This window comes from Paracoccus sanguinis (assembly GCF_012689545.1).
In the GTDB taxonomy this organism is placed as follows: domain Bacteria; phylum Pseudomonadota; class Alphaproteobacteria; order Rhodobacterales; family Rhodobacteraceae; genus Paracoccus; species Paracoccus panacisoli.
Window position 1 is genome coordinate 1,628,853 of record NZ_CP051542.1, and the last position, 11,921, is coordinate 1,640,773.

An 11,921-nucleotide genomic window follows, 5' to 3' on the forward strand; every position below is an offset into this window, starting at 1 on the left:
GCAAGAGGCTTCACCTCGTTGTCCGCGCACCAACCGCGTGTCGTGCCGACTGCGGCGAGACAGGGGGCGGCGGTGAGAGCTCTGCCGATTCGCCCGAACGCCGGCCGTTTGGCCCGGCGTCGGTGGACTCGACCCGCGCCTCAGCGCCCTCACCGGCCAATCGCTCGCTGCCTTTCGTTAGGGCCAGCGCGGCTGCCGAACGGACCAATCAGCCCTGCTGAGGTGCCAGCACCTTTGGCCCGAAAACCGCAAATGTCGCCCGCCCCTCAGCCGACGCCGCCCGCCACGCGCTCCCCGCTTTCCGTCACTGCCAGAGCGGCCCCCGAACGCACCGGCCAGCCCTGCTGCGGCTCGCGCGGGGTCGTTACGCTGGGGTCCGGCGTGGCACCGGCTGCTGCCGGGATGGCCGCTGCCGGCACGGCAAAAGCCATCGCCGCCTCGCTCCCCCCGCCAAGAACCCCCGCCGCCCCAGCCACGCTGTCCGCAGAGGACGCGAGGGTCGCACCTGCAAGAACCGTCGGCGCGAACATCACCATCCGGCGTCCCGCCGACAGCGGGCACACCTGCCACGAGAGCAGCTCGCGCGCCGGGCCGGCCATGGCGCCGCTGCGGCTGCCCTCGGGGCGGGCGGCGGTGAGCGCGGCCCGCAGGGCGTGATAGCCGGGGCTGTCCCCGGCGGTCAGCCGCCAGCGCTGGTCGTAGCCGCGCAGGGTCGGGGTGCCCTCGGCGGCCCACAGCGCCTCGAAGCGGCGGTTCGTGCTGAGCAGGCGCCCATCGGCGTCGAAGATCGCCACGGCCGAGCCCATCGCGTCCATCACCTCGGCGCTGAGGGAGAGCTCGGCCCGGAACCGCCGGGTCATCGCGATCTCGGCGCTGATGTCGTCGATGAGCAGCGCGATCGCCCCGTCCGGGTGCGGCCGCCCGGTGACGCGGTAGGTCTGGCCGCCCGGCAGGCTCCACGTCTCGACATGGTGGCCCGAGGCCGCGCCGGCCTCGAGCGTGGCGATGGTGCGCCGCCAACTCGCGTAGTCCTTGGGCTCGGGGACCATCCGCCGCTCGCGCAGCGCGTCGAGCACCGCGTGCAGCGTCGGGCGCGCGGTCAGGAAGCCGCCGGGCAGGCCGGTCAGGTCGATCAGCGCCGGGTTGAAGAGCTGCAGCCGCCGCTCGCGGTCGAAGATGGCAAGGCCGATGTGAAGGTCGGCGAAGGTCTTGGTCAGCGTGCGGACGAACTCGCGCAGGCTGCCCTCGGCCCGCACCGCATCGTCGGCGGGGACGGCAAAGATCGTGCGGTGCCCGTCCGCGGCCTGGACATGACAGTCGAACCAGCGCGAATGGTCGTCCACCTCGATCCGCGCGCGGCGCACCGAATCGGCGTCGCCGGGCAGGTCGATCAGCCGCGGCAACGGCCAGACCACGTCGTCGGGGTTCAGCGCCTCGATCTCGCGCAGATAGGCGGCGTTGGCCCAGGTCACGGTCCCTTCCGCGTCCTCCCGCCAGATCAGCACCGGCGCGTGGTCCACCGATTCGCGCAGCACCCCGAGCTCATCCTCCATCGCGGCCAGCGCGTGGGCGTTGACCGTGATCCCGCCCTGCTCGAGCGTCGGGTCGACGAGTTCGAGCCGCAGCAGCCCGCCGCCCAGATCCTCGGCCCGCAGCCGCAAGGTGGCGCTGCGCCCGCTCGCCACGGCTCCGGCGGGCGGGGTGCCCGCGAGAACCGCGGTGCCGTCCGCCGCCGCCATCTCGAGGATGCGCTGCGGCGCCTCGAACCGCTGACCGAGCCACGTCCAGAGCCGCGCCCACTCGCCCTCGCCCGGCAGCGCGTCGAGCAGCGCCCGCGCCGGGCCGGTCGCATCCACGAGCCGGCGGTCGCGGAACAGCAGGATCAGCGGTTCAACCGACGGTCGTGCCGCCTTGCGCGCCGCGCCCTCGCTGCGGAGCCCGCTGCCGAGCGCTCCGGTCAGCCGCAGGATCAGCAGGACGGCCAGCAGCGACCCCGTTCCGGCCAGAAATGCCCAGGCAATGATCGTCCAGTCCACCATGCAACCGCCCGCGATCGTTCAGGCGTTGCGTAACACCCGTTTGCTTAAGGAAAGGTTAAGGCGCGCCCGGATTCAATCGGAGATTGCGGGATTCGGCCGCAGCACAGCGCGGTCGTCGGCCAGCAGCGCCGCCTCGGGCCAGCTCACCCGCGCCACCGCCCCGTTGTCGTTCGCAAAACTGACTCGTCCCCCGCTGCGCTCGAGCAGCGTGCGACCGATGAAGAGCCCCAGCCCCATGCCCTCGTAGCCGTCAGGCCCCTCGGTCCCCTGCCGGCGGGTGGTGAGGTAGGGCTCGCCCAGCCGACCCAGCAGATGCGGCGGATAGCCGGGGCCGTCGTCGCGGATCGTCACCGTGATCCGCCCGGCCTCGCGCGCGGCGGTGACGTTGACCCGCGTGGCGGCGAAATCGACGGCGTTCTGAACGAGGTTGCGCAGCGCGTGGATCACCGCGGGATCGCGCCGGACGATCGCGCCGGTGGTGTCGTCGATGCAGATCTCGGCGCCGCGGTTCACGTGGGGGCGGGCGGCCTCCTCGAGCAGGTCCGACAGCGGCGCGCTGTGCAGGTGCAGGTCGTCCTTCCCGGCGCTGCCCATGCTGCGCAGGATGTCGCGGCAGCGGTCCGCCGAGCTCTGCAGCAGCGCCAGATCCGCGCCGACGTCAGGGCCGATCCCCTCACGCCCCGACAGGTCGTCGGCGAGCTCGCCCGCGACCAGCTTGATGGTCGCGAGCGGCGTGCCCATCTCGTGCGCCGCCGCCGCGACCACGCCGCCCAGGTGCTGCAACCGCTGTTCCCGCGCGAGGCCCATGCGGGTCGCCTGCAAGGCGTTCTCGGTCGCCGACAGCTCTGACGAGACGCGGTGCGTCGAGAGCGCGAGGAACAGCCCGCCGATCGCCAGCGCCAGCACGGCGGCGACATCCATCGCGGTGCCGGCGGTCCGGGCGCTCGCCTCGGCGAACACCAGCGGCACGGGCAGCAGCGTCATCGCAAGCACCGTCAACGCCGTCGCTGTGCCCAGCACGTAGAGCTGCCGGCGCGGCAGGACGCTCGCCCCGATCGTCAGCGGCGCGAGCACGAACAGCGCGAACGGATTGCCTGTCCCGCCGGTCAGCGTCAGCAGCGTCCCCGTCTGCACGGTGTCGAGCACAAGCTGCGCCAGCGCCTCGCGCGGCGAGACGCGACCCTGCCGGGCCCCGAGCGCGAGATTGGCCGCCGCGGCCGCCAGGATCACCGCCAGCACCGGCAGGAACGGCAGTTGCGCGCCCAGCAGCCACGCCGCCAGCACGGCCGAGGCTTGTCCCGCCAGCGCCACCCAGCGCAGCGCGACGAGGGTGCGGCGACGGACCGGCTCGGCCCGGCCGAGCGGGCCGCCGGCCCCGAGGCGGGGCTCCGGCCCGCCGGCGATGGTGCTGGGGAAATGGCTCCGCGTCATCCTGCCGACTTGAAGACCTGTGCCCGGACTTGATACCCACGGCCGGGCGCCGGCGCAACGCCGCGCCGCCGCGTGCGCTGCGTGCGCGCCCCTCTTTGCGCCCCTCTCTGCGCCGCAAGCGGCGCCCGAACCCGAAGGCCCGCCCGATGACCGAACGCCGCATCATGATCCTCGCCGTCGTCGCCTCGGCGCTGCTGTTGCTGACCGGCTGGCTGTGGCTGCGCCCGGCGGGCGGCGACGTCTTCGCCGACTGCCGCCGCTCGGCCGTGGCCGGGGGCACCGAGGCGCTCGGCGGGCCCTTCACGCTGACCGACGAGACCGGCGCCCGCGTGACCGACGCGCAGGTCTTCGACCGGCCGTCGATCTTCTACATGGGCTACACCTATTGCCCGGACGTCTGCCCGATGGACAACGCCCGCAATGCCGCCGCCGTCGACCTGCTCAAGGCGCGGGGCTATGACGTGCGGCCGGTCTTCATGTCCGTCGATCCGGCCCGCGACACGCCCGAGCGGATGCGCGACTTCACCGACGCGATGCATCCCGACATGCTGGGCCTGACCGGCAGCGTGGACGAGGTCACCGCCGTGAGCAAAGCCTGGCGCGGGTATTTCAAGGTGAACGACGCCGAGGACAAGGAAAGCTATCTCGTCGATCACACGACCCAGAGTTATCTGGTGCTGCCGGGTCGCGGCACGGTCGAGTTCTTTACCCGCGATACCACGCCCGAGCAGATGGCCGACACCGTCGCCTGTTTCGTGGATCACGCAAAATCCTGATGCGGATTTGACCCCGGGCGGTTTTCCCGAATATCTGGTCGCGGAACGTCGTTGATCCGCGAGAAAGCCATGACCGAAGACAACAGCGCCGCAATCGGCAGCGACCCGAGCCTGCTGCTGGTGGACGACGACGAGGTCTTCGTGACCCGGCTGGCCCGCGCGATGGAGCGGCGGGGCTTTCAGCCGCGCATCGCCACCAGCGTCGCCGCGGCGCGCGAGGCGCTGGCCGCGGGTTGCCCGGCCTATGCGGTGGTGGACCTGCGGCTCGAGGATGGCAGCGGGCTCGACGTGGTGGATGCGCTGCGGTCGGGGCGCGAGGATGCGCGGATCGTGGTGCTGACGGGTTATGGCGCGATTGCGACCGCGGTGGCGGCGGTGAAGATGGGGGCGACGGATTACCTGTCGAAACCCGCCGACGCCGACGAGATCACGACTGCATTACTGACCGAGGAATCCGCATTGCCGCCGGCGCCGGAAAATCCGATGTCGGCCGATCGGATTCGCTGGGAACATATCCAGCGGGTGTTCGAGCAATGCGACCGCAATGTCAGCGAAACCGCGCGGCGACTGCATATGCACCGCCGGACATTGCAAAGAATACTTGCGAAACGCAGTCCGCGCTGAAATACGTTAATTAAGGCAATGTCGGATGGTCCGATATTGTCTGCTTAATGAACAGCCAGACAGGTGAACCAGCTTGGAAGATTTCGATATCGACTCGCTGTCGCTCGAGGATCTTCGCGGACTTCGTGCCCGTGTCGATCGGGCGATCAGCTCGTTTCAGGACCGCAAACGCAAGGAAGCGTTGGCCGCCGTCGAGCAGGCGGCGCGTGAACACGGCTTTGCGCTCAACGAACTGACGGGGAAGACCGGCGGGCGCAAAGGCCGCCGCACGTCCGAAGGGGCCGCGTCGCGCCCCGCCGGAGAGGCGAAATACGCCCACCCCGAGGACAATACGCAAACCTGGTCGGGGCGCGGACGCCGCCCGCGCTGGGTCAGCGAGCATCTCGACGGCGGCGGATCGCTGGAGGACCTGGCGCTCTGAGTGCGCCCATGGCGGGCGCCTGAGGCGCTCAGGGCTGGTGCCGCCGGTCGGCGCCAGCCATCAGCTCGGCGAACCGCGCCAGATAGGCGGCGCGGGTCTCGACCGGGGGACGCAGGCGGATCTTCAGCCCGGCGGTGTCCACACCGCGCGGCAGCGGGAACAGCCGGTCCGCCTCGGCGGGGCTGAAGCCCGCGATCTCGACCGCCTCGAGCCGGGCGGAAATGCGGTCGGCGGTCTTGATCCGTTTGCGGATTGGCGCGGGAATGGCGGCGGGCAGGCCGAAACGGCGATGCACGGCGGCGGAAATCCGCGCATCCATTTCCCCGTATTCCACCCCGAGCGCCGCCTTGACCGGCGAGATCATGTCGCCGATCACATATTCCGGCGCATCATGCAGCAGCGCCGCCAGACGCCAGCGCGGATCGGCGCCGGGATCGAGCCGGGCGAATATCTCTTCCACCAGCAGCGAATGTTCGGCGACGGAATAGGCCCAGTCGCCACGGGTCTGACCATTCCAGCGCGCGACGAATGAAAGCCCGTGGGCAATATCGGCGATTTCGATATCGACCGGCGTCGGATCGAGCAGATCGAGGCGCCGTCCCGACAGCATTCTTTGCCACGCCCGTTTCGGCGGACGTTTCAGCGGCAATTTTCCGGCCGGCCCCGAGGGCGCACTCATGAAATCTCCCCCGTGGGGGCGCAGGGCCGAAGGACGGCCCTGCACAGACCATATGATGTTCGCCTGATGTTCATGCAACGTTCATGCACAGTTCATGCGAACGCCGGTTGCACCGCGAACGGCCGCGCCATCGCCGCTCAGGACAGCGGCGCGCCCTCGGGGCGGGTGGCCTGGGCGGCAGCGCGGCGCTGCGCCTCTTGCCGGTAGAGGGCGACGAAATCGACCGGGTCGAGGTTGAAGGGCGGGAACCCGCCGTCGCGGGTCACGTCCGACAGGATGCGGCGCACGAAGGGGAACAGGATGCGCGGGCACTCGATCATCAGGAACGGGTGCATCTGCTCTTCCGGCACGCCCTCGATGTGGAAGACCCCGGCGTAGTCCAGCTCGCACAGGAACAGCTTGGCCTGGTCGTTGGTGTTCACCGAGGTGACGCGGTACTTGCAGATCACCTCGTACTGGTGGTCGGGCTGGCGCTTGCGGGCGTCGAGGCTGACCTGCACCTGGATCTCGGGCGAGACCTCGCCGGCGATGCCCTTCTGTGCGACGATGTTCTCGAACGAGAGGTCGCGGATGAACTGGGCGAGGATGTTCAGCCGGACCTGCGGCTCTTGCTGGGCCTCGGTCTCGGCGGGGGCGGCGGTCGCGGCGCCGTTGGCGGTTTCGTCGGTCATCGGTCGATCCTTGCTGCGAGTTGGGGCCTTCCCGGGCGGGGGCCATCCTGGGCAGGGGCGGGCCCTGCCGGGCGTGCGGGACAGTCGCGCCGGGTGTTAGCACCCGCGCCCGCGCCGCTCAATGCCGCGTCCACCCCGAGGGCGGTTGCGTGCGGCCCGAGGGGCGCGGGGGCGGCGGCGCGGCGTCGTCGTCGATCACCACGTAGTCGGCGTCGATCACCGTGCCGCTATAGGGGCCGCGGGGTGCGCCGCCCGGCGGCCCGGCGCGATGCCAGTCGGCCGCCGGACCCGCGCCGCCGTAGCCGAAGCCCGCCCCGGCGACCCGGATGCGCCGCCCCAGCCGGCCGATGACCCAGCCCCGCACCGCCGGGATCAGCAGCGCGATGCCCATGAGGTCGGTCACGAACCCCGGCGTCACCATCAGCGCCCCTGCCAGCAGGATCAGCGCCCCGTGCGCCAAGGGCGCGGTCGGGTCGCGCAGGTCGCGGAAGGCGCGTTGCAGGTCGGCCAGCGCCGCCGCCCCCTGCTGGCGCATCAGCCAGCTGCCCGCGACCGCCGACAGCACCACCAGCCCGATCGTGGGCCACAGGCCGATCAGCCCGCCCATCTGGATGAACAGCGCGATCTCGACGATCGGCAGGACGAGAAAGGCAAGCAGAAGCCACATCGGCGAAACCCTCGGAAACCTTGGCGCATCGGGCGCGCAACTGGACTCGCGCACCGCTCGTCCCTACATAGTCTGACGTCCCCGCGCCACCAATGCCCACCCAGTCCGAAGGCCGCCCATGTCGAACTCGCTGATCCAGATCCTCGTGCTCGGGGCCATCGCCGTCTTCCTGATCATGCGGCTGCGCAACGTGCTGGGCACCCGCGACGGGTTCGAGCCGCCGCGCGAGGCCGCCCAGCCGCAGGCGCTGCCGCGCCGCGCCGGGCCGGTCCCGGTCGAGCCCGAGGCGGGCGACGTGCTGGATCATGCCGAGCCGGGCAGCCCCGCCGCCGCCGCGCTGACCGAGATGCAGCGGGCCGAGCCGGGGTTCGCGGTCGGGCCTTTCCTGTCGGGCGCGCGGCAGGCCTATGAGATGATCCTCACCGCCTTCGAGCGGGGCGACCTGACCGAGGTGCGGGCCTTCCTCGCCCCGCAGGTGGCTGAGGCCTTCGAGGCGGTGATCGCCGACCGCAAGGCCCGCGGGATCGTGACCGAGGTGCAGTATCTGGGCACCCGCGAGACCGCGCTCGACGGGGCCGTGTTCGATCCGCAGAGCCGGGTGGGCGAGGTCTCGGTGCGCTTCGTGGGCGAACTGATCGCCGCCCACCGCGATGCCGAGGGCAACGTCGTGGACGGCGACCCCAAGGCGGCGCGCAAGCAGCGCGACGTGTGGACCTTTGCCCGCCGGATGGGGCAGGACGACCCCAACTGGCAGCTCGTCGCCACGGCCTGAGCCGTGGCGCGGCGGCGCGGAAGCCGGTCCGGCGGCGGTTTGTCGGACGAGGACGCCGCCCTGTGGCGTCAGGTCGCCGCCAGTGTCACCCCGATGGAACGCGCCGCGCGCGACAAGCTGCGCCAGCGGGCCGAGCCGTTCGGCGCGCCGGTCGACGGTGTGCCGGCGCCGGTGCCGGTGGCGCCGCGCCTCGCGCCTCCGCCGGCGGTGACGCGGGCGCCGGTGCCGGCGGGGTTCCGGGTCGGGGCGCTCGCGCCGGTGGCGCGGGCGGCGAAGCCTTCGGCGGCGGCGGCGGCGACCTCGCCGGGTGAGCGTTTGCGCGCCGAGCCGTTGCGGATGGATGCGCGGACGCACCGCGACCTCGTGCGCGGCAAGCTGAAGCCGCAGGCGCGGCTGGACCTGCACGGGCTGACGCTGGCCGCCGCCAAGGGCGAGCTGGCCGGGTTCATCCTGTCGGCGCGCTCGGCCGGGCTGCGGCTGGTGCTGGTGATCACCGGCAAGGGGCGCGGCGACCTGGGGCCGCTGCCGACCCGCTCGGGCGCGCTGCGCCACGAGGTGCCGCACTGGCTGGGGATGGCGCCGATGGCCGGCGCGGTGATGCAGGTGGTGCCCGCCCATGACCGGCACGGCGGCGGCGGGGCCTATTACGTCTGGCTGCGACGGTTGCCTCAGGGTTGAGGCGGCGGCCGGGGGGTCGGGCCGGATGTTAACGCTTTTCTAACCTTTGGCTCGGCGTCGGGCGGCGGGGCGGCTATAACGGCGGCAAGGGCCGTCCGTTTCCGGCCGCGACTCGGGGTGTTCACGATGCTGCTGTTGATGGGGTGCGCGGGCCTGATGCTGCTGGCCCTGACGTTCGACCACGCCGCCGGGGACGAGGCCGACGACGACGCCGATCACGAGACGGGCGAGGCGACCGACCCCGGCGCTGCCGAGGGCGGGGGCGATGGCGGGGCCGACGGCAGCGACCCCGACCCGGATGGCGGGGCCGGCGAAGTCCCCGGCGAGGCGCCGGACGGGCCCGAGGCGCCGATCCTCGGCAGCGACGACAGCGACTGGCTGGCCGGGACCGACGCCGACGAGCGGCTGGACGGGCGCGGCGGCGACGACGACATCCGCGCCGGGGCGGGCGACGACCTGATCGCCGGCGGGGCGGGCGACGACGTGATCTACGGCGACTACAGCCTCGGCCAGTTCGGCGACGACACGCTGCGCGGCGGGCACGGCGACGACCTGCTGGCCGGCGACGGCGGCGACGACTGGCTGCAGGGCGGGACCGGCGACGATACGCTGCTGGGCGGCGACGGCGACGACCGGGCCGAGGGCGGGGTCGGGGACGACTGGCTGTCCGGGAACGCCGGGGACGATACGCTGCACGCGGGCGCGGGGGCGGACGACCTGTCGGGGGATGCGGGCGACGACGTGCTCGACGCGGGCGAGGCCGACGGGGTGCGCGACTGGCTGCACGGTGGCGAGGGCGACGACACGCTGACCGGCCACGCCGACGACTGGCTCGAGGGCGGGGCGGGGGCGGACCGGTTCACCCTGCCCGGCGATGCGGTGGGCAGCGGGCCGGCGACGCTCGCCGATTTCCGTGCCGACGAGGACCGGATCGAGCTGGTGGTGCCGCAGGACCGGCTGGCCGACGCGCAGGTGACGGTCGAGCCGCAGGATGACGGCACGGCGCTGGTGCTGCTGAACGGCGAGCCGGTCGCGATGGTGCTGGACGGCCGCGGGCTCGAGGCCGGGATGATCGGAGTCCGGGCGGCGTGAGCGCGGCCCCGGCGGGGCGCCCGGCCCGGCCGTCGGCGGGCACGCGGGCCAGACGGACGCCGGGCGCGGGAAGGGCGGACGGGCGCGAATCGGCTTTCCTTTGCGGGCCGGCTGCCCTATAGCCGCGCGATCCGCGATCGGCGCATCGCGGCCAACCCTCCACGGGCCAGCGCTGGACGACATCCCGGGCTGTGCCATTCATCTTTCGTCAACAGGAGACCCCGATGTCGATCACCGTCGAGGACAAGGCCCGCGTCATGGGCGAATATGCCACCAAATCCGGCGACACCGGCTCGCCCGAAGTGCAGGTGGCCATCCTCAGCTCGCGCATCGCGACGCTGACCGAGCATTTCAAGACCCACAAGAAGGACAACCACTCGCGGCGTGGCCTTCTGAAGCTGGTGGCCCAGCGCCGCAAGCTGCTGGACTATCTGAAGAAGAAGGACGAGGCGCGCTACACCGCGCTGATCGGCCGCCTGGGCCTGCGCCGCTGAGGCCCTGCGCCTGCGACTGCGACTGAGGAACGCCCCGCCGCGAGGTCGGGGCGTTTTGCTGTCCCGGGGTCGCGGCCAGGCGGCGCCGGCCGGGGCTCTGCCCCGGGCCCCGGGATATTTGGGTCCAGCCCGAGAGGGGACGGGATTTTCGCCGTCGCCGCGTCAGGTCGCGTCTGGGCGGCGGCGTTGACAAACTCGCGTGCGGCCCGCAGTCGGGTGTCGCGTCCTGTGGAGTGGCCATGACCCTTCTTGCCAACGCCCGGCTGATCCTGCCCGACCGCGTGATGCGCGGCGCGGTCGAGATCGACGGCGGCCGGATCGCGCGGATCATCGAGGGGGACCGGGTGCCGGCGGGCGCCATTGATTGCGCGGGCGACGACCTTTCGCCCGGGCTGGTCGAGCTGCACACCGACAACCTCGAGCGTCACATCCAGCCGCGCCCCGGCGTGGACTGGCCGCACGCCGCGGCCTTCCTCGCCCATGACGGAGAGCTGGCGAGCGTCGGGATCACCACCGTCTTCGACGCGCTCAGGGTCGGCTCGATCGGCAAGCCGGGCACCCCCTCGGGGCCCTATGCGCGGGCGCTCTCGCGCGAGATCGCGGCGCTGGCGGGCGCGACGCGGATCAGCCACGCCCTGCACCTGCGGGCCGAGATGTGCTCGGAAACGCTGGTCGAGGAGCTGGCGGCCTTCGGCCCCGGCGACGGGGTGCGGCTGGTCAGCCTGATGGACCACACGCCAGGGCAGCGGCAGTTCCGCGACATCGGCAAGCTGAAGGAATACGAGCAGGGCCGGAACGGCCTGAGCGACGCGGCCTTCGCGGCGCTGGTCGAGCGGCTGGGCGCGATCAGCGCCCGGCACGGGGACGAAAACCTGCGCGCCGCGGTGGCGGCGGCAGGCGCGCTAGGCGCGGTGCTGGCCAGCCACGACGACACCACCGCCGGGCAGGTCGCCGACAGCGCGGCGCTGGGCGTCCGCCTCGCCGAGTTCCCCACCACGCGCGAGGCGGCGCAGGCCTGCCGCGACCACGGCATCCTGACCATCCTCGGCGGGCCGAACCTGATCCGGGGCGGCAGCCATTCGGGCAATGTCGCGGCCGAGGCGCTGGCGGGCGAGGGGCTGCTGGACATCCTGTCCTCGGATTATGTGCCGGGCAGCCTGATCCTCGGGGCGGCGCGGCTCGCGCAACTCTGGGGGGACGTGCCGCGGGCCTTCGCCACGGTGACGGCGACGCCTGCGCGGGCGACGGGGCTGACCGACCGCGGGGCGCTGGCAGAGGGGCTGCGCGCGGACCTCGTCCGGGTCGCGGGGCTCGAGACCACCCCGCGGGTGCGCGGCGTCTGGGCGGCGGGGCGCCAGGTGGGGTGAGGCGGCCCCAACAGGTTGCAGACCGAGGCGACATGGAACGGCGTCCGGCACGGCGCGATCGACCTTCTCGGTCCGACTACGACCGCGAGCCGGGCGCGCCGGGGCAGGTGAACGTCCGGGTGAACCCGTGGGATTTCGCCCCCGCGCCCCCTCGATCAGGCCGGGTTGCGGGCGCTGCGGCTGCCGCCCTCGCCGCTGCGGGCGGGGGTG

The 11,921-nt window shown here is 72.5% G+C and carries 13 protein-coding genes; 8 read left to right on the forward strand and 5 right to left on the reverse strand.

The features are described 5' to 3' along the window. Nucleotides 1-266 precede the first annotated feature (266 nt). Both HGN31_RS07755 and HGN31_RS07760 read right to left on the reverse strand, forming a co-directional pair. Nucleotides 267-2,039 carry a PAS-domain containing protein gene (locus HGN31_RS07755; protein WP_168782837.1) on the reverse strand — a complete coding sequence of 591 codons (1,773 nt, stop codon included), beginning with the start codon at nucleotides 2,037-2,039 and terminating at the stop codon, nucleotides 267-269. Between the two features lie 72 nt (nucleotides 2,040-2,111). Then, nucleotides 2,112-3,470 carry an ActS/PrrB/RegB family redox-sensitive histidine kinase gene (locus HGN31_RS07760; RefSeq protein ID WP_168782838.1) on the reverse strand — a complete coding sequence of 453 codons (1,359 nt, stop codon included), beginning with the start codon at nucleotides 3,468-3,470 and terminating at the stop codon, nucleotides 2,112-2,114. 146 nt (nucleotides 3,471-3,616) lie between these two features. On the opposite strand from HGN31_RS07760, the gene HGN31_RS07765 reads away from it, so the two are divergent. The 3 genes from HGN31_RS07765 to HGN31_RS07775 all read left to right on the forward strand — a co-directional run bounded on the left by HGN31_RS07765 (nucleotide 3,617) and on the right by HGN31_RS07775 (nucleotide 5,291). Beyond that, complete coding sequence (locus HGN31_RS07765) at nucleotides 3,617-4,246, forward strand: SCO family protein (protein ID WP_036708985.1); 630 nt, start codon at nucleotides 3,617-3,619, stop codon at nucleotides 4,244-4,246. 69 nt (nucleotides 4,247-4,315) lie between these two features. Beyond that, nucleotides 4,316-4,870, forward strand: a complete 555-nt coding sequence (locus HGN31_RS07770; protein ID WP_036709009.1) for an ActR/PrrA/RegA family redox response regulator transcription factor — start codon at nucleotides 4,316-4,318, stop codon at nucleotides 4,868-4,870. Nucleotides 4,871-4,943: 73 nt separating this feature from the next. Continuing rightward, nucleotides 4,944-5,291 carry an H-NS histone family protein gene (locus HGN31_RS07775; protein WP_036708988.1) on the forward strand — a complete coding sequence of 116 codons (348 nt, stop codon included), beginning with the start codon at nucleotides 4,944-4,946 and terminating at the stop codon, nucleotides 5,289-5,291. 28 nt (nucleotides 5,292-5,319) lie between these two features. Here HGN31_RS07775 and HGN31_RS07780 read toward each other — a convergent pair whose 3' ends face one another. The 3 genes from HGN31_RS07780 to HGN31_RS07790 all read right to left on the reverse strand — a co-directional run bounded on the left by HGN31_RS07780 (nucleotide 5,320) and on the right by HGN31_RS07790 (nucleotide 7,308). Continuing rightward, nucleotides 5,320-5,970, reverse strand: a complete 651-nt coding sequence (locus tag HGN31_RS07780; RefSeq protein WP_168782839.1) for an HD domain-containing protein — start codon at nucleotides 5,968-5,970, stop codon at nucleotides 5,320-5,322. A gap of 137 nt (nucleotides 5,971-6,107) precedes the next feature. Further along, entirely contained in the window at nucleotides 6,108-6,641 is a 534-nt protein-coding gene (gene secB, locus HGN31_RS07785) for a protein-export chaperone SecB (RefSeq protein ID WP_036702211.1), read from the reverse strand. 118 nt (nucleotides 6,642-6,759) lie between these two features. After that, nucleotides 6,760-7,308 (reverse strand): FxsA family protein, encoded by a 549-nt coding sequence (locus HGN31_RS07790; RefSeq protein WP_168782840.1) that lies wholly within the window; start codon nucleotides 7,306-7,308, stop codon nucleotides 6,760-6,762. A gap of 118 nt (nucleotides 7,309-7,426) precedes the next feature. Here HGN31_RS07790 and HGN31_RS07795 point away from each other — a divergent pair, with 118 nt between their 5' ends. The 5 genes from HGN31_RS07795 to HGN31_RS07815 all read left to right on the forward strand — a co-directional run bounded on the left by HGN31_RS07795 (nucleotide 7,427) and on the right by HGN31_RS07815 (nucleotide 11,711). Next, nucleotides 7,427-8,080, forward strand: coding sequence for a Tim44/TimA family putative adaptor protein (locus tag HGN31_RS07795; protein WP_168782841.1), 654 nt, complete (start codon nucleotides 7,427-7,429; stop codon nucleotides 8,078-8,080). 93 nt (nucleotides 8,081-8,173) lie between these two features. Further along, a complete protein-coding gene (locus HGN31_RS07800; protein WP_168782842.1) occupies nucleotides 8,174-8,758 on the forward strand; it encodes a Smr/MutS family protein in 585 nt (194 codons plus the stop codon). Between the two features lie 126 nt (nucleotides 8,759-8,884). Beyond that, nucleotides 8,885-9,850: a calcium-binding protein gene (locus HGN31_RS07805; RefSeq protein ID WP_168782843.1), complete on the forward strand. Its 966-nt coding sequence runs from the start codon at nucleotides 8,885-8,887 to the stop codon at nucleotides 9,848-9,850. A gap of 224 nt (nucleotides 9,851-10,074) precedes the next feature. Then, nucleotides 10,075-10,344: a 30S ribosomal protein S15 gene (rpsO, locus tag HGN31_RS07810; protein ID WP_036705206.1), complete on the forward strand. Its 270-nt coding sequence runs from the start codon at nucleotides 10,075-10,077 to the stop codon at nucleotides 10,342-10,344. A gap of 239 nt (nucleotides 10,345-10,583) precedes the next feature. Continuing rightward, nucleotides 10,584-11,711, forward strand: coding sequence for an alpha-D-ribose 1-methylphosphonate 5-triphosphate diphosphatase (locus HGN31_RS07815; RefSeq protein ID WP_168782844.1), 1,128 nt, complete (start codon nucleotides 10,584-10,586; stop codon nucleotides 11,709-11,711). The last annotated feature ends 210 nt before the right edge of the window (nucleotides 11,712-11,921 follow it).